The organism is Streptomyces sp. NPDC048002 (genome assembly GCF_040653275.1).
Taxonomy (GTDB): domain Bacteria; phylum Actinomycetota; class Actinomycetes; order Streptomycetales; family Streptomycetaceae; genus Streptomyces.
The window spans coordinates 42,242-66,688 of sequence record NZ_JBEZNL010000038.1 but is presented as its reverse complement, the minus strand read 5'-3'; the positions used below and the strand labels follow the sequence as shown (position 1 = coordinate 66,688).

Sequence of the window (24,447 nt, the reverse complement as noted above, 5' to 3'; positions counted from 1 at the left end):
TTACGTGCCTACGCACACCCTTCCTACGTGCCTACGCGGCGCCGCCTTCTTGCTTTACGCGCCTGCGCGGCGCCCCCGCGGGTCTGCCCTACACGCCTACTCGGCGCCCGCGCGGGTCTGCCGGTCCGCCGCGCGGGCCAGCTGCTCCAGGGTCGCGGTCACCGCGGGCACCTGGGCGAGGTCGGGCAGGGTGAGCGCGACGATCTCCCGGCGGACCGCCGGTTCCAGCGTCACCGTGCGTGCCCCGCGCGGCCGTACGGACTCGACGGCGAGCTGGGGCAGCACCGCGACGCCCAGGCCCGCGCCGACCAGTCCGACCACCGCCGGGTAGTCGTCGGTGGCGAAGTCGATGCGCGGGGTGAAGCCCGCGCCCTCGCACACCTCGACCAACTGGCCCCGGCAGCGCGGGCATCCGGCGATCCAGGGCTCAGCGGCCAGCTCGCCGATCGACACGGATCCGGCCCGCGCCAGCCGGTGCCGCTCCGGCACCAGCGCCACGAGCCGGTCGGTGAGCAGCGGCCGCACGACGAGGTCGGCCCACTCGTCCTCCTGGGCCGCGCCCTCGTAGCGGAAGGCGAGGGCCAGGTCGCAGTCGCCCTCGCGGAGCAGCCGCACCGACTTCGGCGGCTCGGCCTCCTCCAGGGAGACCCGGGTGCCGGGGTGGGCGGCGCGCAGGGCGGCGAGGGCGGTCGGGACGAGGGTGGAGCTGCCGCTGGGGAAGGAGACCAGGCGCACCCGTCCGGCGCGCAGGCCCGCGATGGCGGCGACCTCCTCCTCGGCGGCGGTGAGCCCGGCGAGGATGCCCGCGGCATGCCGGACCAGGGCCTCGCCGGCCTGGGTCAGCCGCATCTCGCGGCCGCTGCGGATGAGCAGGGGCGTGCCGACGGACGCCTCCAGCGCCTTCATCTGCTGGCTGACGGCGGGCTGGGTGCAGCCGAGTTCGCGTCCCGCCGCGGAGAAGGATCCGGTGGTGGCGACGGCGCGCAGCACGCGGAGATGTCGGGCCTCGATCACTCCTCAAGGATAAGCGGGACTTTGGAAAGGTGCCGAATAATCGTTCGAGGCTTTGACCCGGCTTCGCCTACCTTTCTGTCATGAGGCTTCTCTCTGTGAACCTGGGCCGCCGGACGCACGTGCCGTACTCGGACCACCCGGAGGGGGTGACCGGGATCGACAAGCGGCCGACCGACGCGGCGGTGCGGGTGTCCGCGCCGGGCCCGAAGGGCATCGGGGCGAGCGGCCTGGCCGGGGACGACGTCTGCAACACCCGGCATCACGGCGGGAACGACCAGGCCGTGTACGCGATGGCCCGTGAGGACCTCGACGACTGGGAGCGGGAGCTGGGGCGGACGCTGTCGAACGGCTCCTTCGGCGAGAACTTCACCACCGTCGGCATCGATGTCTCCGGCGCGCTGGTCGGCGAGCGCTGGCGGGTCGGGTCCGAGCTGGTGCTGGAGGTGACCAGCGGGCGGATTCCGTGCCGTACCTTCCAGGGGCACCTGGGCGAGGAGCGGTGGGTGAAGCGGTTCACGCAGAAGGGGGCGCCGGGCGCGTATCTGCGGGTGATCGAGCCCGGTGAGGTACGGGCGGGAGACTCCGTGGAGATCCTGCACCGGCCGGACCACGAGGTGACGGTGGCCTTCCTGTTCCGCGCGGTCACCACCCGGCGGGACCTGCTGCCCCAGCTGCTGGCGGCGGGCGAGGCCCTGCACCCGGAGGAACTGGAGCAGGCTCGCGCCTACGTGGCCAAGCGCGGGGGCTGACCTCCTGGGCCGGCTGCCGGACGGGAGCGGACGGCCGCGGTCCGGGTCACTAACCTTGCGCCATGACAACGGCTCTCATCACCGGATCCACCGCGGGCATCGGTGCCGCGTTCGCCCGTCGGCTGGCCGCCGACGGCCACAACCTGGTCCTGGTCGCCCGGGACACCAAGCGGCTGCGCGAACAGGCCACCGAGCTGCACGACCGGCACGGCATCGAGGCGGAGGTGCTGACCGCGGACCTGGCGACGGACGAGGGCATCGAGGCGGCGGCCGCCCGGCTCGCCGACCGCCGCAACCCCGTCGACCTGCTGATCAACAACGCGGGCTTCGGCAACAAGGGCCGCTACCTCGACGTCTCCATGGCCGACGAGCTGAAGATGCTCAAGGTGCACTGCGAGGCGGTGCTCCGGCTGACGTCCGCGGCGACCGGGGCGATGCGCGAGCGGGGCCGGGGCGGGGTCGTCAACGTCGCCTCGGTCGCCGCCTTCGTGCCGCGCGGGACGTACGGGGCGTCCAAGGCGTGGGTCGTGCAGTTCACCCAGGGCGCCGCCCGGGACCTGGCGGGGAGCGGGGTCCGGCTGATGGCCCTGTGCCCCGGTTTCGTGCGCACGGAGTTCCACGAGCGCGCGGGAATGGGCACGGACAACATCCCCGGCTGGATGTGGCTGGACGCCGACAAACTCGTCGCCTCCGCCCTCGCCGACCTGGCGCGGGGCAAGTCGCTGTCGATCCCGGACCCCCGGTACAAGGTGCTGATGGGTGTCACCAAGGTCGTGCCGCGCGGGATGCTCGGCGGGCTCAGCTCGCGGACGGGCCGCAAGTACGGCCCGCAGTAGGGCACCCGGGGCCAACCGGAGGAGAATGGAGCTGTTCGACCGGACCCTCGGGGGACGGAGGCGGCACCATGACGTTCGTACAGCTCATCGACTGCAGGACGAGCCGGTTCGACGAGATGAACCGGCTGATGGACACGTGGGTCGAGCAGACCAAAGGGAAGCGGACCGCGACCCACAACGTGATCGGCAAGGACCGGTCCGACGAGTCGCACTTCATCGAGATCGTGGAGTTCCCCTCGTACGAGGAGGCGATGCGGAACTCCAAGCTGCCGGAGACCGACCAGATCTTCCAGGACATGGTCGCCCTGTGCGACGAGACGCCGACGTTCACCGATCTGGACGTCGTGCGCGACGAGCAGTTGTACGCGGCGACCGCGCGGCGGCTCTTCGAGCGGATCGCCGCGCCCGGGGACACGCCCACCTTCAACGACGTGCTCGTCGAGGACTACCACGACCACGATCCCGCCAACCCGCAGGACTACATCGGTCTCGACGGGGTCCGGCGCGAGGTGGAGATGTGGCGTGGCGGCTTCGACTTCGAGTTCGTCATCGAGGACCAGATGGCCCAGGGGGACCTGGTGTGCACGCGCTGGACCTGGAACGGCACGCACAAGGGCGACTTCATGGGTATCCCGGCGACCGGCAGGCAGGTCTCCATGACCGGCTGCACCGTCCACCGCTGCGAACCCGACGGCAAGATCGCCGAGGGCTGGTGGCAGTACGACCGGCTGGGCCTGATGGACCAGCTCGGTGCGCTGGACGGGCTGGAGATGTAGGCGGGGGGCGCAAAAGCCCGCGAGGGGAGCGAGGCCCCGTCCGCCCGGCGCGGAGGGGGCCTCTTCCTGTCCGGCGCCGCCTCAGCCGCGCGCGGCCATTCGTATGAACGCGGTCCACCCCTGGGTGCCGACGGTGAGGATCGCGTCCTTGGGCCGCTTGGAGTCGCGGATCAGGACGGAGGGGCCGGCGTTCGCGATTTCGACGCAGTCACCGCCACTGCCCGAGCTGTAGCTGCTCTTGAACCAGTTCAGCTCAGGGCTGCTTGCCTTCATAGCTCTCCCAACAGCTTCTCGATGAAGGCCAGGGAGTCCCTGGGCGACAACGCCTGCGCTCGGAGGACTCCGTACGTCGCCTCCAACGGGCTGACCTTCTTGGGCACGGTGTGCAGGATGCTCGCCTCCTGCACCTCCATGTACCCAATCCTGCGCTGATCCGGGAGATGGATCAACGTGAACGCCCCGCCAAGTCCCGCGTGCTCGACGCGCTCTGTGGGCATGATCTGCATCTCGACGTTCCGCTCATGGCCGATGAGCACCAGCCGCTCCAACTGGCCGCGCAGCACTTGATGTCCGCCAACAGGCCTGCGCAGAACCTGCTCCTCGATGACGAAGCTCAGGAGCGGGGCCGGGCGTCGGGTGAGCAGGCTCTGCCTCTCCATGCGTGCGGCCACTCGCTGTTCCACGACCTCTTCGCCCAGCAGGGGACGCCACATGTTGAAGACGGCTCGCGCGTAGTCCTCGGTCTGGAGGAGACCCTTGACCACGTGATTGTCGTAGGCGTGCAATTCAGTCGCCTGCGACTCCAGTTCCGCGTACCGCCGGAAGAACCCCGGATACCGGGCCTTCGCCACCTCCTCCTTCATGGCGCTCAATACGCCTCGCGCCCCGACCGCCCGGTCCATCGAGTCGATCAGGTCCGGCTTCGGGATCCTGCGGCCCTGTTCCACCGCGCCGATCTGCGCCTGGCCGTAGCCCACTTGATCCCCGAGTTGTGCCTGGGTGAGGTCGGCCGCCTCCCGGAACAGCTTCACCTGCCGTCCGAAGCAGCGCAGGAAGCCGACGTCCGCGTCCAAGTCCATGCCATGCCTCCCTGCGAATTCGCCACCGTGATCGCAGGGTAGGAGTTGGCCTGGTCAACTGGCATTCGAACAGGGCTAGTTGGTTCGTGTGAGTGAATCGGCCGCGAAAGCTTTCTTCACCCAACGCGTCCGCGTGCGCACTCTCCGTGCTGTACGGTCGGCACAAATACGGCCCCCGCAACGGCGCCAACCGTTCGCGAGGGCCTGAACCACTAGTGGAAAGCCCTCCACCGTGATTTATCGTCACCATATCGCGCCCTCGCGCGACTTCGGTCAGTACGCGCACGCCATCATCCGGCACCCTCGGCTGGACTCCCACGCCGTCCGGCTGCTCACCTGGCAACTCTCCCTCCCGGAGGGAAAGCGCGAAACTCTGTCGGAGACAGCCGCTCGTGCCCGGATCGGGGCGACCGCCTTCATCAACGCCAAGCGTGCGCTCAAGCGCGAGGGGTACCTCCACGAGTGGCGGCTTCAAGGGCCGGGCGGGCTGTGGAGGACCGAACAGCTCATCACCAGCGAGCCGTTGAGCGACGCGGAGGCGGCCAAGCTCCGTGGGCAGCGGCCCCCGCTCCCCGTATCCGCCGCATCGCCGCAGGTCACTCCGAGTCCCCGCGTACCGACCGTCGGTCAGCCGAGTCGTCGGCCCACCGACGGTCATCCAAAGGCGAACACCACGGAGAACACCCCCGACCAACCCCCCGAACCCCCCGAGCCGTCAACCGGTGAAGTGGACGAAGAGGCCCGCGCTCTCGTCTCCGAGTACCCCCGGCTCGCCCCCGCCCTCCGGCACATCCCCGCCGCCATGCGCAAGCAGTTGACCGCGCTCACCGCCCGCTGGCTGGCCGCGGGGCACACGCCGTCCACGGTCCGCGCGCACATCCTGCGCGGTCTCCCGGACGACGGGACCCCGGTCCACCGTCCCGGCGGTCTGCTGCGCTATCTGCTCCGCGAGGTGGCGCCCGTACCCGGGGACACCGTGCCACCGCCCGGCGCGACGAGTTCGCCCGGTCGTCTCTCCGTCAGGCTGTCCGGGCTGCGGGAGTGCGAGGGCGAGCACACCCAGGCCACCCTGTTCCGGCCGGTGGGTGACGAGACGTTCTGCGGCGGCTGCTCCGAGGGGGCGGACCGGGGCGCCCCGGAAAGCCGGAAGCCCGGCACCCCCCGTGGAAGCGGGGTGCCGGGCCTTCGGTGCTGACCTGGGTCAGTGGGAGTGGCCGTGGCCGTGACCGGCCGCGGCGGGCTCCTCCTCTTCCTTCTTCTCGACGACCAGGGTCTCGGTCGTCAGGAGGAGGGAAGCGATGGAGGCGGCGTTCTCCAGGGCGGAGCGGGTGACCTTGACCGGGTCGATGACGCCGGCCTTGACCAGGTCGCCGTACTCGCCGGTGGCGGCGTTGAAGCCCTGGCCCTTGTCGAGCTCGGCGACCTTGGAGGTAATGACGTAACCCTCCAGGCCGGCGTTCTCGGCGATCCAGCGCAGCGGCTCGACGGCGGCCTTGCGGACGACCGCGACACCGGTGGCCTCGTCGCCGGTCTTGTCGAGGTTGCCCTCAAGGACCTTGACGGCGTGGACCAGAGCGGAGCCACCACCGGAGACGATGCCCTCCTCGACCGCGGCGCGGGTCGCGGAGATGGCGTCCTCCAGACGGTGCTTCTTCTCCTTCAGCTCCACCTCGGTGGCGGCGCCGACCTTGATCACGCACACGCCGCCGGCCAGCTTCGCGAGGCGCTCCTGGAGCTTCTCGCGGTCCCAGTCGGAGTCCGTGTTCTCGATCTCGGCCTTGATCTGGCCGACGCGGCCGACGACGTCCTCGGAGTTGCCGGCGCCGTCGACGATCGTGGTGTCGTCCTTGGAGATGGTCACGCGGCGGGCGGAGCCCAGCACGTCCAGACCGGCCTGGTCGAGCTTGAGGCCGACCTCCTCGGAGATGACCGTGGCGCCGGTGAGGACCGCCATGTCCTGGAGCATCGCCTTGCGGCGGTCACCGAAGCCGGGGGCCTTGACGGCGACCGCGTTGAAGGTGCCGCGGATCTTGTTCACGACCAGGGTCGACAGGGCCTCGCCCTCGACGTCCTCGGCGATGATCAGCAGCGGCTTGGACGCGCCGGCCTGGATGACCTTCTCCAGCAGCGGCAGCAGGTCCTGGATGGAGGAGATCTTGCCCTGGTTGATGAGGATGTAGGGGTCCTCCAGGACGGCTTCCATGCGCTCCTGGTCCGTCACGAAGTACGGCGACAGGTAGCCCTTGTCGAAGGCCATGCCCTCGGTGAAGTCCAGCTCCAGACCGAAGGTGTTGGACTCCTCGACGGTGATGACACCGTCCTTGCCGACCTTGTCCATCGCCTCGGCGATCAGCTCGCCGACCTGCTGGTCCTGGGCGGACAGCGCGGCGACGGCCGCGATGTCGGCCTTGTCGTCGATCGGGCGGGCGGTGGCGAGGAGGTCCTCGGAGACGGCCTTGACGGCGGCGTCGATGCCCTTCTTCAGGGCGGCCGGGGAGGCACCCGCGGCGACGTTCTTCAGGCCCTCGCGCACCAGCGCCTGGGCGAGCACGGTGGCGGTGGTGGTGCCGTCACCCGCGATGTCGTTGGTCTTGGTCGCCACCTCCTTCACCAGCTGGGCGCCGAGGTTCTCGTACGGGTCCTCGATCTCGACCTCACGGGCGATCGTGACACCGTCGTTGGTGATGGTGGGGGCGCCGAACTTCTTGTCGATGACGACGTTGCGGCCCTTGGGGCCGATCGTCACCTTGACCGTGTCGGCCAGCTTGTTGACGCCGCGCTCGAGGGCGCGACGGGCGTCCTCGTCGAACTTCAGGATCTTCGCCATGACAGCTGGGAGCCCTCTCGAATCTGTGGGTTTCTCAAAAAAGACACTGCGCCCCGGGCGCCCGGGTTCATAAATGGTCGCGGGGGCCAGGGGCGCAGTGGGAAAACTCTGAGGTGGTCTTACTTCTCGATGACCGCGAGCACGTCGCGGGACGAGAGGACGAGGTACTCCTCGCCGTTGTACTTCACCTCGGTGCCGCCGTACTTGCTGTACAGCACGATGTCGCCGACCTTGACGTCGAGCGGCAGGCGCTCGCCGTTCTCGAAGCGACCCGGACCGACGGCGAGGATGACGCCCTCCTGGGGCTTCTCCTTCGCGGTGTCCGGGATGACCAGGCCAGAGGCGGTGGTCTGCTCGGCGTCGAGCGGCTGGACCACGATGCGGTCCTCAAGCGGCTTGATGGCAACCTTGGAGCTGGTGGTCGTCACGATCCGACCTCCCCCTTCGGAGATCTCACGGGGTTAACTGTCTGAGGTGGCGACCAGGTGGATCCGTCGTCGCGGGTGCCGGACCTGCCCGTCGCGTAGTTGGCACTCTCCAGTGGGGAGTGCCAGACCCGAGACTATGACCGCGATTAGCACTCGGTCAAGCGGAGTGCCAATTACGCGCGGCGGTCCGATCTTCGCACCGCGCCGCCGCAGGGATTCCACCGCGGTCCGCCACGGGATCCGCCACCACCCTCGGCCACGGTCACAGGTGGTCCTCCAGGCGGCCCGCTCGTAGGCCCGCCTCCCGGATTTCCGTCAGCAGGCGTCTCGTCCGGTCGACCAGGGGCAGGCCCGTGGGGTCGGTGGAGGGGAGGGAGACGATGTCGCCGGGGCGCAGGCGGTGGGGGCCCTCGGTGAACGTCAGCCGGCCGGACGGGGTCATCGTCGCCCGCCACAGCACCACCGCCGAGATCCCGCAGTCGGCGGCCGCGCGGAGCGTGGTGGCGTCGTACGTGCCGTGCGGCGGGCGGAAGAGGCGGGGGCGGATGCCGAAGCGGGCGTGGAGCTTGTCCTGCTGGCCGCAGATCTCGGCGCGCTGCCCGGCGTAGGGCAGGCCGCGCAGGGAGGTGTGGTCGAGGGTGTGGTTCTGGATCGTGGCGCCCACCGCGCGCAGCCGGGCGAAGTGGCCGTAGCCCGGTCCGGCGACGCTGTCGGTGAGGAACATGCCGACCGGGAGCCGCAGTTCGCGGACCAGGTCGATGAAGCGGGGGTCGCGTTCGGCGCCGTCGTCGTAGGTGAGGAAGACGACCGGTTCGCGGGTGGCGACGCGGTCCACGACCGGCGGCGTCCGGTACGGCCGGGACGCCTGCGTGGACGTACGGGCCGACGGTTGGCCGGGGCGGTCCGAGGGGCCCGCGGCCTGGGCGCAGCCGGCCAGGAGCGCGGCCGCCGCCAGCCCGGCGAGCGGACCCCGCGCCCTCACAGGTAGTCCTCCAGTCTCGCCACCGCGTACCCCTCGGCCGTGACCCGGTCGAGGAACCGGCGGATCATGTCGGTCATCGACCCCTTCCAGTGCTCCTTGCCGCGGAAGTGGCTGAGCACGATGTCGCCGGGGTGGAGGTCCCGGTCCCACTCGCGGTACTCCCAGCGGTCGACGAAGACCTCCTCGTTCCACAGGGGCGCGTGGGTGATGCCGCAGGACTTGGCGGCGCGCAGGGTGTTCTCGTTGTAGTTGCCGAAGGGCGGGCGGAAGAGGGCCGGGCGCTTGCCATAGCGCTTCTCGATCACGTCCTGCATGCCGCAGATCTCGCGCTTCTGGCGGGCGTAGGACAGGCCCGGCAGGTAGGGGTGGTGGAGGGTGTGGTTGTGCAGGCCCACGCCCGCGCGCTGCATCCGCGCGAAGTAGCCGTAGTCCTCCTTGACCAGGTAGTCGCTGAGGAAGGCGGTGTAGGGGATCTTCAGCTCGCTCATCATGCGCAGGAAGGCGGGGTCCTTCTCGGCGCCGTCGTCGATGGTGAGGAAGACGATCTTCTCCTTGGTGGGGACCGTGGTGAAGACCGGCGGGAGTCCGTCCTCGGTGTGGCCGTCGACCTCGAAGCCCTTGCGGGTGGTGATCCTCGGCTTCTTCGCGGGGGGCGCCGGGGCGGTCAGCGGGACCCTGGCCAGCTTCCAGCGCTTCGCCGTGGCGGCGCGGGCCGCGGCGGCGGCGCCCAGCTTGCCGGCGTAGGCGTCCAGGGCGCGGGCGGGCGGCGCCTGGAGGGGCTGCTGCCCGGGGGCGGGACGGGCCGCCCCCGAGGTGGCGGGACCGTCGCTCCCCACACAGCCCGAGAGGAGGGCGGCGGCGGTCAGCAGGGCGAGTCCGCCGTGCAACCCCACCCCACGAAGGGTCCGGTTCTTATCATTTTGTACGACTTCTCGCATGGGGCCGGATCCTCCCAGGCCCCCGCCCCCGCGCCGGGCCGACACCGCCACCGCGGGCGCGCCGTCCACCGACTGGCCCACAATGACCCGGTGAACGACCTCGCTCCCCTCCTCACCCCCGAGGGCCGCGCCCTCCTCGACGCGGTCCGCGGCACCGCCCCCGCCGACGAACTCGCGGTGGCCACCCGGCTGCGCCGGGACCACCCGGCCGAGCTGGTGTCGGCGGCACTCGGACAGGCCCGGCTGCGCACACGGGCGGAGGCGAAGTTCGGAGCGGAGGACGCGGGGCGGATGTTCTTCACGCCCCACGGCGTGGAGCAGTCGACCCGGTCGAGCGTGGCGGCCTACCGGGCCGGGCGGCTGCGGGAGCTGGGCGTCACCTCGGTCGCCGATCTGTGCTGCGGGATCGGCGGGGACGCGATCGCCCTGGCCCGCGCCGGGATCCGGGTGCTGGCCGTGGACCGGGACCCGCTGACGGCCGCCGTCGCCCGCGCCAACGCCGAGGCCCTGGGGCTCGCCGAGCTGATCGAGGTGCGCGAGGCGGATGTCACGGAGGTCGCCACGGACGGCTGGGACGCCGTGTTCGTCGACCCCGCGCGGCGCGGCGGCCGGGGCCGGATCTTCGACCCCGAGGCGTACTCGCCGCCGCTGTCCTGGGCGGTGTCGGCCGCGTCGAAGGCCCCGCACGCGGCCCTGAAGGTCGCGCCGGGCATCCCCCACGAGGCCGTGCCGGCGGAGGCCGAGGCGGAGTGGATCTCGGACGGCGGGGACGTGAAGGAGGCGGTGCTGTGGTTCGGCACCGCGCCGGGGGCGGTCCGGGCGACCCTGCTCCCGGGGCCCCGCACCCTCCTGTCCCGCTCCCTGCCCGACCCGGCGGTCCGTCCGGTCGGGCGGTACCTGTACGAGCCGGACGGCGCCGTCATCCGCTCCCATCTGGTGGCGGAGGTCGCCGAGGAACTCGACGGCGGTCTGATCGACCCGACCATCGCCTACGTCACGGCCGACGAACACCGGCCGACGCCGTACGCCACCGCGTACGAGATCACCGATCAACTTCCCTTCAACGTCAAGCGGTTGAAGGCGCTGCTGCGGGAGCGCGGGGTCGGTGTCCTCACCGTCAAGAAGCGCGGCTCGGCCGTCGAACCGGAGGAACTGCGCAAGAAGGTCAAGCCGCAGGGCCCGAACACGGCGACGGTGTTCCTGACCAGGGTCGCCGGAGCCCCGACGATGCTCCTCGGCCACCCGGCGCGGTCCACCGACCGCCCCTGAGCCCGGCCCCGCGGGAACGCGGACCCCGCCGCACCGCACGGCGGCCGGGGCGCCGCGGTCCGCACGGCTGGGATCGCAGAAGGCCGACGGCGGCCCGCCGAAGCCACGCCACGCCACGCCACGCCACGCACCCACCGGGCCCCGGCGTCCCCCTGGCCGCACGCGGGCCCGCGCCCCTCGGCCGACAGGGGCCACCGGGCCGCCGCCGGCCCACCGGCCCCGGGGACGACCGGCCGCAGTGGCGAGCGTGCGGGCTCCGACGACGCGGCCCGCCACCACAAACCCGGCTCGGCCACGCCCGCCCGAGCCGCGCGGGTGCTACCCGCAAGCCTCCGCGCGTCGTTCCAGGAGTGCACGCTCGCGTGCGTTGTGGGTCAGGGCCGCCGCCCGTTCGAACTCCGCCCTCGCCTCCGCCGGACGGCCCAGGCGTTGGAGGAGGTCGCCGCGGACGCTCGGCAGGAGGTGGTAGTCGCGCAGGGTGCCCTCGGCGGCCAGGGCGTCGACGATCTCCAGGGCGGGGGCAGGGCCGTCGGCCATGGACACGGCCACCGCCCGGTTGAGTTCGACGACCGGGGAGGGCGCGCGGGCGGCGAGCAGGGCGTAGAGCGTGGCGATGCTGCGCCAGTCGGTCTCCTCGTAGGTGTAGGCGCGGGCGTGACAGGCGGCGATGGTCGCCTGGAGGGCGTACGGGCCGGGAGGGCCGCCCGCGGTGGCCTCCGCGCGGCCGAGGGCCTGGATGCCGCGGGCGATCAGCATGCGGTTCCACCGGCCTCGGTTCTGGTCCTTCAGCAGCACCGGCGCGCCGTCCGGGCCGGTGCGGGCGGCGGAGCGGGACGCCTGGAACTCCAGCAGGGCGGTCAGGCCGTGCACCTCGGGCTCCTTGGGCATCAGCCCCGACAGCACCCGGGCCAGCCGCAGGGCGTCCTCGCACAGGGCGGGGCGCAGCCAGTCGTCGCCCGCGGTGGCGGCGTACCCCTCGTTGAAGATGAGGTAGATGACGTCCAGCACGGAGCCGAGGCGGGCCTCGCGGTCGGGGCCGTAGGGGACCTCGAAGGCGATGTTCTTCGTGGCGAGGGTGCGCTTGGCGCGGACGATGCGCTGGGCGACCGTCGGCTCGGGCACCAGGAAGGCGCGGGCGATCTCCGGCGTGGTGAGGCCGCCGAGCAGGCGGAGGGTGAGGGCGGTGCGGGCCTGCGTGGACAGGACCGGGTGGCAGGTGGTGAAGACGAGCCGGAGCAGGTCGTCGTCGATGTCGTCCGGCCCCGAGGGCTCCTCGGGCGCCACCGTGGTGTCCAGCGAGCGGCCGACCTCGGCCAGTTTGCGGGCGTAGTTCTCGCGGCGCCGGATCAGGTCGACGGCGCGGTGCCGCGCGGTGGCCATCAGCCAGGCGCCCGGGTTGTCCGGCACCCCGTCGCGCGGCCACTGCTCCAGCGCGGCGACCAGGGCGTCCTGCGCGAGTTCCTCGGCGAGGCCGACGTCCCGGACGAGCCGGGCGACGGCGGCGACGATCCGCGGGGACTCGATGCGGAAGACGGTCTCTACGGCACCGCGGGGGTCGCCGGTGGGCTGTGCTGTCACAGCCCATCATGCAACACCCCCGCGCGGCCGTGTCCAAGCCGATAAAGGGCTTCCCAAGCCGACAGGGGCTCCCCGGCCGACCAGGGCTCCCCGGCCGAGAAGGGCTCAGCCCTCGGCGATCTCGCGCACCTCGCAGGTCACCGTCCAGTGCTCCTCGTGGACCCGCAGGAAACGCTGGGTCCACTCGATGGCCTCGGCCCGGTCCTTGCACTGCATCAGCGCGTACCCGCCGACGACCTCCTTGGCCTCGGTGAAGGGTCCGTCGGTGACGGAGGTCTGTCCGCCCTCGTAGCGCACCCGGACGCCCTGGGCGGTGGGGGTGAGTCCGGCGGTGTCGAGCAGCACCCCGGCCTTCGTCATCTCCTCGATCAGCTCGCCCATCCGCTGCATGAGCTGCTCGCTGGGGCCCTCGGCGGGGGCGGTCTTCTCGTCGATCTGCACGAGCGACAGGTAGCGGGGCATGGTGGCTCCTCGGTGCGGTGCGGCGGGGTCCCTCCCCGCCTCTCACCCCTGCGTCGAACGGCGGACGCCCGGATCGACACGGCCGCGAGAAAACTTTCTCAGCGGAGCGATTCCCACAGTTCGCCCGCCTCCGGCTCGTCCGCGACGACCCGGTTGGAGTCCGACGGGGCCGGTACGACGGGCATCGTGACCGTCTTCACGGCGTCCGCGGACAGGCCCTGGAGGCTGCGGCCGAGGCGGGTCAGCTCGGTCAGGGAGTCCAGGCCGGTGTCGGTGGTGAGGCTGCCGGTGACGGCGTCGGCGACCCGGTACAGCTGGGCGGGGTCGGTGAGCAGGCCGGCCGAGGAGATCTGCTCCAGCAGTGCCTTCACCAGCTGCTGCTGGAGTTCTATCCGGCCCAGGTCGCTGCCGTCGCCTATGCCGTGCCGGGTGCGGGCGAGGGCGAGGGCCTGCTCGCCGTCGAGCCGGTGGGTGCCGGCGTCCAGAGTGAGGTGGCTGTCCTCGTCGTCGATGTCCTCCTCGGTGGTGACGGTGACCCCGCCGAGCGCGTCGACCAGCTTCGCGAAGCCCGCGAAGTCGATCTCGACGTAGTGGTCCATGCGGACGTCGGTGAGCGACTCGACCGTCTTGACCGCGCAGACCGGACCGCCCACCGCGTAGGCGCTGTTGAACATCGCCCCGTAGGCGACGGCGGTGTTCCCGCCGTCCTCCAGCGGACAGGACGGGCGGGTGACGAGGGTGTCCCGGGGGATGCTCACCACGGTCGCCTCGGAGCGGCCCGCGTCCAGGTGCACCACCATCGCCGTGTCGGAGCGCGCTCCCCCGCTGTCGCCGCCGCCGAGTGCCTGGTTCTCCGCGCCGCTGCGCGAGTCGGAGCCCAGCACCAGGATGTTCAGGGCCTCGGTGGGCAGTTCCTCCGCGGAGGCGCTCGCGGAGGCGGTGGGCGACGGGGTCGCCTTCGCCGGCCGGTTGTCGCCGAGCGCGCTGTTGATGTCGACGCTCTTGATGTTGTCGTTGAGCCGCCAGTACGCCCAGCCCGCCGCGGCCGCGGCCAGCACCAGGCTTCCGGCGAGAGTGAGGCCGACGATCTTCAGCGCTCTCGACCGCCGGCCCACTCTTCTGCCCTCGTCCCCGTTCGTCTCGTCTCCGCGCTCGTCTCCGCTCACGGAGAGGAACGTAAGTCCGAATTATTGCAACGAGGACACGCGGGACCGCTTTCTTCGTGATTTCTCAGACTTCTCAGCCCAGGGTCACCGTCGGCACCGGATTGCTACCGGTCCAGGACGCGTTGAACCCGAAGGTCACCGAACCACCGTCCGGCACGGTCCCGTTGTAGGAGGCGTTGGAGCAGCTGACGGCCGTCCCCGACTGCGTGCAGGTCGCGTTCCAGGCCTGGGTGACCTGCTGTCCGGCGCCGTACGTCCAGTTCGCCTTCCAGGAGGAGAGCGAGGCCCCGTCGCAGGCGATCCGCACCTGCCCGGTGAACCCGGAGTTCCACTGGTTGACGACGCTGTACGTCGCCGTGCAGGCCCCCGTCGGCGGGGTGGTCGTCCCGCCGAGGGCCTCGGCGATGGCGTGGTACGCCGGTTTCGGCGCGTAGCCCTCGTCGTACGGTGTCGCCGCGCCCTGCCCGGGGAAGGTGGACGGGACCCAGGAGTCGGCGTCGCCGAAGCCCCAGACCGTGGCGCCCACGCACCGGGGCACGGCCACGCACGCGTTCAGCACCTGTCTGTAGTCGGCGGCCTGCTGGGCGAGTTTGGCGCTGTCCGCCGGGAGCGTCATCCGGATGTCCAGCTCGGTGATGGCCACGTCGACCCCGAGGTCGGCGAAGCGCTGGATGTTCTGCTGGAGGGTGGCCGGGACCTGGCCGAGGATCAGGTGGGCCTGGAGTCCGACGCCGTCGATCGGGACGCCGCGCTCCTTGAGGGACCTGACCAGGTTGTACATCGCGGTGCTCTTGGCGTTGACGCCCTCGACGTTGTAGTCGTTGATGTACAGCTTGGCGCTCGGGTCGGCCGCGCGGGCCGCCGTGAGGGCCTCGGCGATGTAGTCGGTGCCGAGGCCGTTGTACCAGAGGGACTGGCGGTAGGTGCCGTCCTCGTTGAAGGCCTCGTTCACCACGTCCCAGGTGGCCAGCCGCCCTTGGTAGCGGCCCATCGTGGTGGCGATGTGGCTGTTCATCAGCTGGCGCAGCTCGGCCGCGGTCCAGGCGCCGTTCGCCAGCCAGCTCGGGTTCTGGCTGTGCCAGACCAGCGTGTGGCCGCGCACCTGCTGGCCGTTGGCCTCGGCGAAGTCGACGATCCGGTCCGCCTCGGCCCAGTTGTAGGTGCCCCGGGTCGGTTCGACCGAGCCCCACTTCATGGCGTTCTCCGGGGTCACCGCGTTGAACTCGCGGGCGGCGATCTCCGCGTAGGTGCCGGTCAGTTTGGAGCCGGCCACGGCGGTGCCGATGACCTTGTTCTTGGCGTCGGCGAGATCGCGCAGCGGGAGGTCGGCGGCCTGCGCCGGGGGCGCGCCGAGGAGCAGCGCGAGGCCGGTGACGAGGGATGCCAGGGATAAGCCGGTTCTCAGAGATCTCATTGCGGGTGCCTCCGAAAGTTTCGGTTGTGCAACCGATTGGCTTCGGAGCAGTTTGGGGCGCCCCCGGACGCCCGTCAATACAGCGACCCCTCAAACCCCGGGCGGCGCGGCCGTACTGCTGCGCACCACCAGGCTCGTGGCCAGTTCCACCCGGGTCGCCACCGGGTCCGCGTCCTCCCGGGCGAGGTCCAGCACCAGCCGGGCCGCCGCCTCCGCCATCTCGGTCAGCGGCTGGCGCACGGTGGTCAGCGGCGGGCCCACCCAGCGTGCGACGGGCAGGTCGTCGAAGCCGACCACGCTGAGGTCCTCCGGGATGCGCAGGCCCAGTTCGCGGGCGGCCTCGTACAGGCCGAGCGCCTGGAGGTCGTTGCCGGCGAAGACGGCGGTGGGCCGGTCCGGGCCGCGCAGCAGCCGCAGGCCCTCGCGGTAGCCGGTCTCGTGGTGGAAGTCGCCGGAGCGGATCAGCGCCGGGTCGACCGGCAGCCCGGCGGTCTCCAGGGCGGCCCGGTAGCCGTCGATCCGGGCGCGGCTGCACATCATCCGCGAGGGGCCGGTGAGCGCGCCGATCCGGGTGTGCCCCAGCTCGACCAGGTGCCGGGTGGCGGCCAGCCCGCCCTGCCAGTTGGTGGCCCCGATGGAGGGCACGTCCGCGCCCGGGTCGCCGGCCGGGTCCATCACCACGAACGGGATGGAGCGGCTGGTGAGCAGCGCGCGCTGGGAGTCGTCGAGACCGGAGAGCACCAGGATCACCCCGTGCGGGCGGCGGGCGGCGACCTGGTCGGCCCAGGTCCGCCCGGGGGTCAGCCGGCCCGCGCTCTCGCTGAGCACCACGCTCAGACCGGCGTCCCGGGCGACGTTCTCCACTCCCCGGATGACCTCCATCGCCCAGGCGCTCTCCAGCTCGTGGAAGACCAGGTCGATCAGGGGCGATCGGCTCGCCTCGGCGCGCCGGCGCCGGTAGCCGTGGTCCCGCAGCAGCCCCTCGACGCGGCTGCGGGTGGCGGGGGCGACGTCGGCTCTGCCGTTGAGGACCTTCGAAACAGTCGGCGCCGAGACGCCGGCCTCGCGGGCGATCTCGGCGAGCGTCGCGGTCTGCGCGGACCGACCTGTCGCGCGGGCCGGCGTCCGGGTTTCAGCGGGCTCGGAGGGTGTCATGGCGGCGATCGTATCCCTGCACCCCCTCTTGACGAACCCTTCGCACGACGCCTAGGTTCCCGGAACATTCGAGGTGAATTACGAAACATTCGCGAGAGGCATCCGCCCCGACAGGAGTTTCATGACCACCGCCCCCTGGCGCGACCCCGCTCTGCCCGCCTCCGCCCGTGTCGACGACCTGCTCTCCCGGATGACCCTTCAGGAGCGGATCGCCCAGCTGTACGGCGTGTGGGTGGGCGCCAGCACGGACGGCGACGGAGTCGCCCCGCTGCAACGGGAGATGACCGCCGACCACGACTGGGACGAGCTGATCACCCACGGCCTCGGCCAGCTCACCCGCCCCTTCGGCACCGCCCCCGTGGACCCGGAACTGGGCGCGCGGGCGCTGGCCCGCGCACAGCGCCGGATCGCGGCGGCCGGACGCTTCGGCATCCCCGCCCTCGCCCACGAGGAGTGCCTGGCGGGGTTCACCACCTGGCGGGCCACCGCCTATCCGGTGCCGCTGGCCTGGGGAGCCGCCTTCGACCCGCCGCTGGTGGAGGAGATGGCCCGGCGGATCGGGCAGGACCTGCGCTCGGTCGGCGTCCACCAGGGGCTCGCGCCCGTCCTGGACGTGGTGCGCGACCCGCGCTGGGGGCGGGTGGAGGAGACCATCGGCGAGGACCCGTACCTGACCGGCACCATCGGGAGCGCCTATGTGCGGGGCCTGGAGTCCGCCGGGGTGATCGCGACGCTCAAGCACTTCGCGGGGTACGCCTCCTCGGCGGGCGCCCGCAACCTCGCGCCGGTGCGGGCTGGGGTGCGCGAGTTCGCCGACGTGACGCTGCCGCCGTTCGAGATGGCGCTGCGCGAGGGCGGGGCGCGCAGTGTGATGGCCGCGTACACCGAGACGGACGGCGTCCCCGCCTCGGCGGACCCCGGGCTGCTCACCGAACTCCTCAGGGAGGAATGGGGGTTCACCGGGACGGTCGTCGCGGACTACTTCGGCATCGGCTTCCTGAAGACCCTGCACCGGGTGGCGGGCAGCGACGCGGAGGCGGCGCACGCGGCCCTGCGGGCGGGGATCGACGTGGAGCTGCCGACCCTGAAGTGCTACGGCAGGCCGCTGCTGGAGGCGGTCCGGGCCGGCGAGGTCCCCGAGGAACTGGTGGACCGGGCGGTCCGCCGGGTGCTGCTCCAGAAGTGCGAACTGGGCCTGCTGGACGAGGACTGGGACCCCGAGCCGAAGGAGCGCGTCGACCTCGACTCCGCCGCGGGCCGCGCCCTGGCCCGGCGGCTGGCGGAGGAGTCGGTGGTGCTGCTCGACAACCCCGACGGGGTGCTGCCGCTGGCGCCGGACACCCGGATCGCGGTGGTGGGCCCGCGCGCCGCCGACGCGTTGGCGATGCTGGGCTGCTACTCCTTCCCGTCCCATGTCCTCACCCACCACCCGGACGTGCCGACGGGCATCGACATCCCGACCGTGCTGGACGCGCTGCGCACCGAACTCCCGGACGCCAAGGTGACGTTCGCGGAAGGGTGCGGGGTGTCCGACCCGGACACCTCGGGGTTCGAGGAGGCGGTGGCACGGGCCGCCGAGGCCGACGTGTGCCTGGCGGTGCTGGGCGACCGGGCGGGCCTCTTCGGGCGCGGCACCTCCGGCGAGGGCTGCGACGTGACGGACCTCCGTCTGCCCGGCGCGCAGGGCGAGTTGCTCGACGCCCTGGTCGCCACCGGGGTCCCGGTGGTCCTGGTGCTGCTGACCGGCCGCCCCTACGCGCTCGGCCGCTGGCAGGGGCGCCTCGGGGCGGTCGTCCAGGCGTTCTTCCCCGGCGAGGAGGGTGGTCCGGCGGTCGCGGGGGTGCTGTCGGGCCGGGTGAACCCCTCGGGACGGCTGCCGGTGAGCGTGCCCAGGGAACCCGGGGGCCAGCCGTGGACGTACCTCCAGCCGCCGCTGGGTCTGGCGGGCGAGGTCAGCAACCTGGACCCCACCCCGCTGTACCCCTTCGGGCACGGGCGTTCGTACACCCGCTTCGCCTGGGAACCGGACGCGACGCCGGACGCCACGCCGACGGAGGCGGAGGCGGAGGCGGAGGCGGAGGCGGAGATCGGCACGGACGGCGGCCACGAGGTGGCGGTGACCGTCCGCAACACCGGGGACCGCGCGGGCGCCGAGGTGGTGCAGCTGTACCTGCACGACCCGGTGGCCTCGGTGACCCGCCCCGACGTCCGGCTGATCGGCTACCGGCGGGTGGAACTCGCCCCCGGCGAGAGCCGCCGCGTGGCCTTCCGCTTCCACGCCGACCTCGCGGCGTTCACCGACCGCTCGGGGCGGCGGGTGGTCGAACCCGGCACGCTGGAACTGCGGTTGGGACCGTCCAGCGCGGAGGCACGGCACACGGCCCGACTGACCCTCACCGGCCCGGTCCGCGAACTCGGCCCGGACCGGCGGCTCGTCTGCGAGACGGCGGTGTCCTGAGCGCTTCCCGGCCGGTCAGGCCAGGGTCAAACCACGGTCAGGCCAGGGGTCAGGACACGTTCAGCGACTCGAAGCGCCAACGGTGCACGGCCCGGGTGACCAGTTCGGGTCCGGGCTCGGGCAGTTCGGGCAGTTCGGCGTCGTAGGCGGCGTCCCACCAGGTGATCACCAGGACCCGGTCCTGCGGGGCGCGGAGGGTCTCCCGGCGCAGCGGGTCCCCGGCGAGCCGCTGGCGCCCGGCCCAGGCCAGCAGCTCCTCGCCGCGGCCCGCCACGGCCCGCGCCTCCCACATCAGGGCGACCGTCACGAGTACAGGTTCTCCTTGCTGACCTCGTGCACATGGTCGTGGCCCGGGACGTGCGGCTCGGTCACCGGCAGCGAGGAGTCCGCCGACAGGTCCCAGCCGGAGGCGGGCCGGTCGCGCGCGACCATCTCCGCGCCCAGCGCGGCGACCATCGCGCCGTTGTCCGTGCACAGCTTCGGACGCGGCACCCGCAGCCGGATCCCGGCCGCCTCGCAGCGCTCCTGGGCGAGCGCCCGCAGCCGCGAGTTGGCGGCCACGCCGCCGCCGATCATCAGGTGGTCGACGCCCTCGTCCTTGCAGGCGCGGACGGCCTTGCGGGTCAGTACGTCCACGACCGCCTCCTGGAAGGAGGCCGCAACGTCGCGCACCGGCACCTCCTCGCCCGCGGCCCGCTTGGCCTCGATCCAGCGGGCCACGGCCGTCTTCAGACCGGAGAAGGAGAAGTCGTACGCGGGGTCCCGGGGGCCGGAGAGCCCGCGCGGGAACTTGATGGCGGCGGGGTCGCCCTCGCGCGCGTAGCGGTCGATGACGGGACCGCCGGGGAAGCCCAGGTCGAGCACGCGGGCGATCTTGTCGAAGGCCTCGCCGGCCGCGTCGTCGATGGTGGCGCCCATCGGGCGGACGTCGGAGGTGATGTCGGTGGAGAGCAGCAGCGAGGAGTGGCCGCCGCTGACCAGCAGCGCCATGGTCGGCTCCGGCAGCGCGCCGTGCTCCAGCTGGTCCACGCAGATGTGCGAGGCGAGGTGGTTGACGCCGTAGAGGGGCTTGCCGAGCGCGTAGGCGTACGCCTTGGCCGCCGAGACGCCGACGAGCAGCGCGCCGGCCAGACCGGGACCCGCGGTCACCGCGATCCCGTCCAGGTCGCGGGCGGTGATCCCGGCCTCCTTCAGCGCGCGGTCGATGGTCGGGACCATCGCCTCCAGATGGGCCCGGGAGGCCACCTCCGGGACGACCCCGCCGAAGCGGGCGTGCTCGTCGACGCTGGAGGCGATGGCGTCGGCCAGCAGGGTCGTACCGCGCACGATGCCGACGCCGGTCTCGTCGCAGGAGGTCTCGATCCCCAGGACCAGGGGTTCGTCAGCCATGGATCTCTGTTCCTTGTTCGGAGGTGGGACCCGCGGCGGGGCCGCCGTCGGTACCGGTGGTCAGGCGCATCACGAGGGCGTCCACATTGCCCGGCTGGTAGTAGCCGCGGCGGAACCCGATGGCCTCGAAGCCGTGGCGCTCGTAGAGCTTCTGGGCGCGGACGTTGTCGATGCGGCACTCCAGCATCACTTCGGCGCACTCGAAGGCGGTGGCCGCCCGCAGCAGTTCGGTCAGCAGCCGGCCGCCGAGGCCGGTGCCCCAGTGGTCGCGGGCGGCGGCGATGGTCTGGATGTCGGCCAGGTCCCCGGAGGCCGCGAGCCCCGCGTACCCGACGATCCGGTCGCCGTCCGCGGCGACCACGTACCGCCGGGTCGCCCCGGCACCCCGGGCGTGGGCCAGCTCGGACCAGAACATCCCGCGCGACCAGGCGTCCTCCGGGAAGAGGGCCTTCTCCAGCTCCAGCACGGCATCGATGTCCCACCAGCGCATCTCGCGCAGCACCGCTGTCACTTGGGGGTGACCACCTTGTAGTTCTTGGGGACCTGGGCGTCGGGCCGGCGCAGGTACAGCGGCCGGGGCTCGGGCAGTTCCTCCCCGGCGGCCAGCCGCTCGGCGGCGAGGGAGGCCAGCGCCGCCGCCGAGACGTGCTCGGGCTCGTGCGCCTTGGGGAAGGTGTCCGGGTAGAGCAGCGCGCCCGCGCCGACCGCGGGCAGTCCCGCGACCCGCTCGGCGATGTCGGCGGGCCGGTCGACGGCCGGGCCGGTCAGCCGGGTGCGGGAGTCGGCGTAGGTCGCCCAGTAGACCTCCTTGCGCCGGGCGTCGGTCGCCACGACGAAGGGGCCGCGGTCGATGTCGGCCGCGTAGGCGAGGCCGTCGAGGGTGCAGACCCCGTACACGGGGACGCCGAGCGCCAGCCCGAAGGTGTCGGCGGTCATCAGGCCGACCCGCAGCCCGGTGTAGGGACCGGGCCCGGTCCCCACGACGATCCCGGTGACGGCGTCGAGCTTGAGCCCGGCCTCGGTGAGCACCCGGTCGACGGCCGGCAGCAGCAGCTCGCCGTGCCGGCGAGCGTCCACCTGACTCGATGAGGCGACTACGTCGGTTCCGTCGTGCAGGGCGACGGTGACGGCGGGGGTGGCGGTATCCAGAGCGAGCAAGAGCACGCAAACAGCCTACGGCTCCCCGCGCCGGAGCACGGCCGCCCGGGAGGAGCCGTCACCGACTGCTACCGTCGCCGGGACGCGCGACGTACGACGAAGAGGTGGGCGACGGTGGCAATCAGCAGCTCCGGACTGGTGACCGGGCTCACCGCGGCGGCCCTGGTGACCGTCGGTGTTCTCGCCTACCAGGCCTCGGCGAACGTCCCGGCCGACCTCGGCCCGGCGAGCTCCGGCACGGTCGCGGCGGCCTCCAAGGCCCCCCGCGACAAGGCGCACCCGTCGGCCCTGCCCGAGGGTTCGGGCAAGGGTGAACGGGTCGTGTACTCGGTGGACGACGACCGGGTGTGGCTGGTGGGCGACGACGGCAAGGTGAGGCGCACCTTCGAGGTGACCCCGGGCAGCGTCGACCCGGCGCCGGGCGTCTACGCCGTGACCTCCCGCTCCAACGCCATCACCGGCTCGGACGGGGTCCCCGTCGAGCACGTGGTGCGCTTCGCCGATGTCGCGGGCGTGGCCGTCGGTTTCAGCGCGGCCGTGGACGACACCGAGCCCGACCCGTCCCGGACGGGGGCGACCGGCGGCATCCGCGAGTCCCGGGCGGACGGCGACGCGATGTGGAGGTTCGCGACGATCGGCCACAAGGTCGTCGTGATCCGCTGAATCCCGGGCGGCGTGTACGGCCCGGACGGCCCGGACGGCCCGGACGGCGGGTTCCCTCAGGCCGCTCTGCGGTCCCGCTCGGGTTCCGCGGCGGTCTGCGGTTCGGGGGCGCGCGGCGGTGTCGACACGGCGCTCGCCGCGGCGCACGACGCCAGCAGTTCGCGCATGGACAGGGGGCGCGGACGCGGCTGACGCGCGTCGCTCTCCGTGACCGGCATGGACGCCTCCTGGGAGCCGGGGGCGGACGAAGTTAGGTACACCTAACTACGGGCTGGGTACCATGTGACCACGCCCGGGACGTCCAACGCAATATCTTGCCGACGTCTTGTCGGAATGTTCATCGACCTCTGAGGCGGCACCGAGGCGGCGCTCAGGCCACGCCGAGGCCGCGGCTCAGGCGGACAGCGCCGACAGGGCCCCTCCGGCCCAGCGCTCCCCGAGCCCGGTCACCGTCACGTGCCGGACCTCGTCGGTGGTGTCGCCCACGGCACGGTGGATGACGATCCGGAGCCGGTCGTCGGTCAGCTCCTCGACCTTGCCCTCGCCCCACTCCACGACGATCACCGAGTCGGTCAGCGAGACGTCGAGGTCGAGGTCCTCCATCTCGTCCAGCCCGCCGCCGAGCCGGTAGGCGTCGACGTGGACGAGGGGCGGGCCGTCCCCCAGGGACGGGTGCACCCGCGCGATGACGAAGGTCGGCGAGGTGACGGCGCCCCGGACCCCGAGCCCCTCGCCGAGCCCGCGGGTCAGCGTCGTCTTGCCCGCGCCGAGTTCCCCGTTGAGCATCACGAGGTCACCGGCGCGCAGCAGGTCGGCGAGACGGCGGCCCAGCTCCCGCATCTGCTCGGGGGAGGTGACGGTCAGCTCGGTCTCAGCCTGGTTGTGCGGTGCTGCTTCCATAGCCACCCACGGTAGCCCCTGCCGGGACCGCGCCCGCGCGGGTGAGCAGGTCGGCGAGGCGGTCGGTGACCACCTCGGGGTGCTCCAGCATCACCAGGTGCCCGGCGTCCGGGACCAGCACCAGCTCGACCCCCGGCAGCAGGTCGGCGATGGCCTCGCTGTGCTCGCTCGGGGTGACCAGGTCCTTGACCCCGGCCAGCACCAGCACCGGGAGGTCGGCGAAGTGGGCGAGCGCCTCGGTCTTGTCGTGGTCGGCGAAGGCCGGGTAGTACTCGGCGACGACGTCGATGGGGGTGGACTCGATCATCCGCTCGGCGAACCGCGCCACCGCCGGGTCGACGTCCCGGGAGGCGAACGAGTACCGCTTGATGACCCCCGCGAACAGGTCGGCGGTCGCCCGGCGCCCCCGCTCCACCAGCTCGGCCCGCTGCCCGAGCGCCTTCAGCACCCCCGGCAGGACCCGCCGCACCGCGTTGACGCCGGCGACGGGCAGCCCGAAGTTGACCTCGCCGAGCCGCCCCGAGGAGGTGCCCACCAGCGCGACCGCGACGGCCCGCTCACGGATCAGCTCGGGGTACTGGTCGGCGAACGCCATGACGGTCATCCCGCCCATGGAGTGCCCGACGAGCACGATCGGGCCCTCCGGCGCCGCCGCGTCGATGACGGCCTTGAGGTCCCGGCCCAGCTGGTCGATGTCGACCGGCACACCGTTCTCGGCCTGCGCCACACCCCGCGCGGACCGCCCGTGGCTGCGCTGGTCCCAGTGCACGGTCCGCACGACACCCCGCAGCGCGGCGCGCTGGAAGTGCCAGGAGTCCTGGCTGAGGCAGTAGCCGTGGCTGAAGACGACGGTGACCGGAGCCGGGGCCTTGCGGCCGAAGAGCCGCCGCCGGCGCGGGGCGGAGCCGCCCTCGGGCTCGACGTCGTCGACCTCGTAGTACAGCTCGGTGCCGTCGTCGGCGTACGCCTTGCCGGGCATCCCGCGCAGCGAGCCGTACGGGCCCGAGGAGTCCAGCACGAGACGGGCCTTCTGGCGCATGCCCCGGCCCACGGTGAGCCGCTCCAGGGCGACGCCGGCCGCCGCTCCCGCGGCGACGACGCCTATCGCGGCCCCGGCGAAACCGGTCGCCCGGCGCCAGGTGCCGGCGGAGGCGACCGCCGCGACGGCCTCCGCACTGCTCTCGCTCACGTACCGCTCCTCCTCGC

Annotated in this window: 26 protein-coding genes; 7 read left to right on the top strand and 19 right to left on the bottom strand. The window is 72.4% G+C overall.

Translation table 11 applies throughout. The annotated features are described in order from the left end of the window. Positions 1–96 precede the first annotated feature (96 nt). Entirely contained in the window at positions 97–1,014 is a 918-nt protein-coding gene (locus tag AB0E07_RS32345) for a LysR family transcriptional regulator (RefSeq protein ID WP_362260104.1), read from the bottom strand. Between the two features lie 80 nt (positions 1,015–1,094). On the opposite strand from AB0E07_RS32345, the gene AB0E07_RS32340 reads away from it, so the two are divergent. The 3 genes from AB0E07_RS32340 to AB0E07_RS32330 all read left to right on the top strand — a co-directional run bounded on the left by AB0E07_RS32340 (position 1,095) and on the right by AB0E07_RS32330 (position 3,375). Then, positions 1,095–1,763, top strand: a complete 669-nt coding sequence (locus AB0E07_RS32340) for an MOSC domain-containing protein (protein ID WP_362260102.1) — start codon at positions 1,095–1,097, stop codon at positions 1,761–1,763. Positions 1,764–1,825: 62 nt separating this feature from the next. Continuing rightward, positions 1,826–2,599: an SDR family oxidoreductase gene (locus tag AB0E07_RS32335; protein ID WP_362260100.1), complete on the top strand. Its 774-nt coding sequence runs from the start codon at positions 1,826–1,828 to the stop codon at positions 2,597–2,599. 68 nt (positions 2,600–2,667) lie between these two features. Beyond that, on the top strand, positions 2,668–3,375 hold the full coding sequence (locus AB0E07_RS32330; RefSeq protein WP_362260098.1) for an ester cyclase: 708 nt from the start codon (positions 2,668–2,670) through the stop codon (positions 3,373–3,375). An 81-nt stretch (positions 3,376–3,456) separates the two neighbouring features. Here the strand turns inward: AB0E07_RS32330 and AB0E07_RS32325 are convergent, their stop codons facing one another. Continuing rightward, positions 3,457–3,648, bottom strand: a complete 192-nt coding sequence (locus AB0E07_RS32325) for a DUF397 domain-containing protein (RefSeq protein WP_362260096.1) — start codon at positions 3,646–3,648, stop codon at positions 3,457–3,459. Beyond that, the gene (locus AB0E07_RS32320) at positions 3,645–4,454 is read right to left on the bottom strand and encodes a helix-turn-helix transcriptional regulator (protein ID WP_362260094.1); all 810 of its coding nucleotides are present in this window, start codon (positions 4,452–4,454) and stop codon (positions 3,645–3,647) included. Before AB0E07_RS32320 ends, AB0E07_RS32325 begins: the two co-directional genes overlap by 4 nt. A 232-nt stretch (positions 4,455–4,686) precedes the next feature. Here AB0E07_RS32320 and AB0E07_RS32315 point away from each other — a divergent pair, with 232 nt between their 5' ends. Beyond that, positions 4,687–5,649 carry a hypothetical protein gene (locus AB0E07_RS32315; protein WP_362260092.1) on the top strand — a complete coding sequence of 321 codons (963 nt, stop codon included), beginning with the start codon at positions 4,687–4,689 and terminating at the stop codon, positions 5,647–5,649. A 6-nt stretch (positions 5,650–5,655) separates the two neighbouring features. Here the strand turns inward: AB0E07_RS32315 and groL are convergent, their stop codons facing one another. The 4 genes from groL to AB0E07_RS32295 form a co-directional block, all read right to left on the bottom strand. Further along, on the bottom strand, positions 5,656–7,281 hold the full coding sequence (groL, locus tag AB0E07_RS32310) for a chaperonin GroEL (protein WP_362260090.1): 1,626 nt from the start codon (positions 7,279–7,281) through the stop codon (positions 5,656–5,658). Positions 7,282–7,400: 119 nt separating this feature from the next. Beyond that, entirely contained in the window at positions 7,401–7,709 is a 309-nt protein-coding gene (gene groES / locus AB0E07_RS32305; protein WP_013001368.1) for a co-chaperone GroES, read from the bottom strand. Positions 7,710–7,971: 262 nt separating this feature from the next. Then, the gene (locus AB0E07_RS32300; protein ID WP_362260087.1) at positions 7,972–8,691 is read right to left on the bottom strand and encodes a polysaccharide deacetylase family protein; all 720 of its coding nucleotides are present in this window, start codon (positions 8,689–8,691) and stop codon (positions 7,972–7,974) included. Next, positions 8,688–9,629, bottom strand: coding sequence for a polysaccharide deacetylase family protein (locus tag AB0E07_RS32295; RefSeq protein WP_362260085.1), 942 nt, complete (start codon positions 9,627–9,629; stop codon positions 8,688–8,690). Before AB0E07_RS32295 ends, AB0E07_RS32300 begins: the two co-directional genes overlap by 4 nt. A 90-nt stretch (positions 9,630–9,719) precedes the next feature. Between AB0E07_RS32295 and AB0E07_RS32290 the strand changes: the two genes are divergently transcribed. Further along, on the top strand, positions 9,720–10,898 hold the full coding sequence (locus AB0E07_RS32290; RefSeq protein WP_362260083.1) for a class I SAM-dependent methyltransferase: 1,179 nt from the start codon (positions 9,720–9,722) through the stop codon (positions 10,896–10,898). Positions 10,899–11,216: 318 nt separating this feature from the next. On the opposite strand, the gene AB0E07_RS32285 is transcribed toward AB0E07_RS32290, so the two are convergent. From AB0E07_RS32285 to AB0E07_RS32265, 5 genes are all read right to left on the bottom strand, one after another. Continuing rightward, complete coding sequence (locus tag AB0E07_RS32285) at positions 11,217–12,476, bottom strand: RNA polymerase sigma factor (protein WP_362260081.1); 1,260 nt, start codon at positions 12,474–12,476, stop codon at positions 11,217–11,219. A 105-nt stretch (positions 12,477–12,581) separates the two neighbouring features. Further along, positions 12,582–12,938, bottom strand: coding sequence for a YciI family protein (locus AB0E07_RS32280; protein ID WP_362260078.1), 357 nt, complete (start codon positions 12,936–12,938; stop codon positions 12,582–12,584). A 98-nt stretch (positions 12,939–13,036) separates the two neighbouring features. Next, positions 13,037–14,104, bottom strand: a complete 1,068-nt coding sequence (locus AB0E07_RS32275; RefSeq protein WP_362260076.1) for an LCP family protein — start codon at positions 14,102–14,104, stop codon at positions 13,037–13,039. A 73-nt stretch (positions 14,105–14,177) separates the two neighbouring features. Next, positions 14,178–15,518 (bottom strand): endo-1,4-beta-xylanase, encoded by a 1,341-nt coding sequence (locus AB0E07_RS32270; RefSeq protein WP_362260074.1) that lies wholly within the window; start codon positions 15,516–15,518, stop codon positions 14,178–14,180. 90 nt (positions 15,519–15,608) lie between these two features. After that, on the bottom strand, positions 15,609–16,673 hold the full coding sequence (locus AB0E07_RS32265) for a LacI family DNA-binding transcriptional regulator (RefSeq protein ID WP_362260071.1): 1,065 nt from the start codon (positions 16,671–16,673) through the stop codon (positions 15,609–15,611). A gap of 121 nt (positions 16,674–16,794) precedes the next feature. Between AB0E07_RS32265 and AB0E07_RS32260 the strand changes: the two genes are divergently transcribed. Further along, positions 16,795–19,131, top strand: coding sequence for a glycoside hydrolase family 3 N-terminal domain-containing protein (locus AB0E07_RS32260; RefSeq protein ID WP_362260069.1), 2,337 nt, complete (start codon positions 16,795–16,797; stop codon positions 19,129–19,131). Between the two features lie 49 nt (positions 19,132–19,180). Here AB0E07_RS32260 and AB0E07_RS32255 read toward each other — a convergent pair whose 3' ends face one another. Genes AB0E07_RS32255 through tsaB form a run of 4 tightly spaced genes read right to left on the bottom strand, consistent with a single transcriptional unit; the run spans position 19,181 to position 21,684 of the window. After that, on the bottom strand, positions 19,181–19,438 hold the full coding sequence (locus tag AB0E07_RS32255) for a hypothetical protein (RefSeq protein WP_362260067.1): 258 nt from the start codon (positions 19,436–19,438) through the stop codon (positions 19,181–19,183). Continuing rightward, positions 19,435–20,520 carry a tRNA (adenosine(37)-N6)-threonylcarbamoyltransferase complex transferase subunit TsaD gene (gene tsaD, locus AB0E07_RS32250; RefSeq protein WP_362260065.1) on the bottom strand — a complete coding sequence of 362 codons (1,086 nt, stop codon included), beginning with the start codon at positions 20,518–20,520 and terminating at the stop codon, positions 19,435–19,437. The genes AB0E07_RS32255 and tsaD overlap by 4 nt, the downstream gene beginning before the upstream one ends. Next, positions 20,513–21,010, bottom strand: a complete 498-nt coding sequence (gene rimI, locus AB0E07_RS32245; RefSeq protein WP_362260122.1) for a ribosomal protein S18-alanine N-acetyltransferase — start codon at positions 21,008–21,010, stop codon at positions 20,513–20,515. The genes tsaD and rimI overlap by 8 nt, the downstream gene beginning before the upstream one ends. A 17-nt stretch (positions 21,011–21,027) precedes the next feature. Continuing rightward, on the bottom strand, positions 21,028–21,684 hold the full coding sequence (gene tsaB, locus AB0E07_RS32240; RefSeq protein ID WP_362260063.1) for a tRNA (adenosine(37)-N6)-threonylcarbamoyltransferase complex dimerization subunit type 1 TsaB: 657 nt from the start codon (positions 21,682–21,684) through the stop codon (positions 21,028–21,030). A gap of 108 nt (positions 21,685–21,792) precedes the next feature. Here tsaB and AB0E07_RS32235 point away from each other — a divergent pair, with 108 nt between their 5' ends. Next, positions 21,793–22,341 carry a hypothetical protein gene (locus tag AB0E07_RS32235; RefSeq protein ID WP_362260061.1) on the top strand — a complete coding sequence of 183 codons (549 nt, stop codon included), beginning with the start codon at positions 21,793–21,795 and terminating at the stop codon, positions 22,339–22,341. A gap of 56 nt (positions 22,342–22,397) precedes the next feature. Here the strand turns inward: AB0E07_RS32235 and AB0E07_RS32230 are convergent, their stop codons facing one another. The 3 genes from AB0E07_RS32230 to AB0E07_RS32220 all read right to left on the bottom strand — a co-directional run bounded on the left by AB0E07_RS32230 (position 22,398) and on the right by AB0E07_RS32220 (position 24,430). Next, on the bottom strand, positions 22,398–22,559 hold the full coding sequence (locus AB0E07_RS32230) for a hypothetical protein (RefSeq protein WP_362260059.1): 162 nt from the start codon (positions 22,557–22,559) through the stop codon (positions 22,398–22,400). A gap of 175 nt (positions 22,560–22,734) precedes the next feature. Then, positions 22,735–23,241: a tRNA (adenosine(37)-N6)-threonylcarbamoyltransferase complex ATPase subunit type 1 TsaE gene (gene tsaE / locus AB0E07_RS32225; RefSeq protein WP_362260057.1), complete on the bottom strand. Its 507-nt coding sequence runs from the start codon at positions 23,239–23,241 to the stop codon at positions 22,735–22,737. Beyond that, positions 23,213–24,430 carry an alpha/beta hydrolase gene (locus AB0E07_RS32220; RefSeq protein WP_362260055.1) on the bottom strand — a complete coding sequence of 406 codons (1,218 nt, stop codon included), beginning with the start codon at positions 24,428–24,430 and terminating at the stop codon, positions 23,213–23,215. Before AB0E07_RS32220 ends, tsaE begins: the two co-directional genes overlap by 29 nt. Between the last annotated feature and the right edge of the window lie 17 nt (positions 24,431–24,447).

Coding starts and splice junctions, on each gene's coding strand:
- AB0E07_RS32270 (WP_362260074.1), bottom strand. CDS start 15,518: ATGAGATCTCTGAGAACCGGCTTATCCCTGGCATCCCTCGTCACCGGC.
- AB0E07_RS32230 (WP_362260059.1), bottom strand. CDS start 22,559: ATGCCGGTCACGGAGAGCGACGCGCGTCAGCCGCGTCCGCGCCCCCTG.
- AB0E07_RS32335 (WP_362260100.1), top strand. CDS start 1,826: ATGACAACGGCTCTCATCACCGGATCCACCGCGGGCATCGGTGCCGCG.
- groL (WP_362260090.1), bottom strand. CDS start 7,281: ATGGCGAAGATCCTGAAGTTCGACGAGGACGCCCGTCGCGCCCTCGAG.
- AB0E07_RS32340 (WP_362260102.1), top strand. CDS start 1,095: ATGAGGCTTCTCTCTGTGAACCTGGGCCGCCGGACGCACGTGCCGTAC.
- AB0E07_RS32330 (WP_362260098.1), top strand. CDS start 2,668: ATGACGTTCGTACAGCTCATCGACTGCAGGACGAGCCGGTTCGACGAG.
- AB0E07_RS32320 (WP_362260094.1), bottom strand. CDS start 4,454: ATGGACTTGGACGCGGACGTCGGCTTCCTGCGCTGCTTCGGACGGCAG.
- AB0E07_RS32265 (WP_362260071.1), bottom strand. CDS start 16,673: ATGACACCCTCCGAGCCCGCTGAAACCCGGACGCCGGCCCGCGCGACA.
- AB0E07_RS32280 (WP_362260078.1), bottom strand. CDS start 12,938: ATGCCCCGCTACCTGTCGCTCGTGCAGATCGACGAGAAGACCGCCCCC.
- AB0E07_RS32260 (WP_362260069.1), top strand. CDS start 16,795: ATGACCACCGCCCCCTGGCGCGACCCCGCTCTGCCCGCCTCCGCCCGT.
- AB0E07_RS32325 (WP_362260096.1), bottom strand. CDS start 3,648: ATGAAGGCAAGCAGCCCTGAGCTGAACTGGTTCAAGAGCAGCTACAGC.
- tsaE (WP_362260057.1), bottom strand. CDS start 23,241: ATGGAAGCAGCACCGCACAACCAGGCTGAGACCGAGCTGACCGTCACC.
- tsaD (WP_362260065.1), bottom strand. CDS start 20,520: ATGGCTGACGAACCCCTGGTCCTGGGGATCGAGACCTCCTGCGACGAG.
- rimI (WP_362260122.1), bottom strand. CDS start 21,010: ATGCGCTGGTGGGACATCGATGCCGTGCTGGAGCTGGAGAAGGCCCTC.
- AB0E07_RS32295 (WP_362260085.1), bottom strand. CDS start 9,629: ATGCGAGAAGTCGTACAAAATGATAAGAACCGGACCCTTCGTGGGGTG.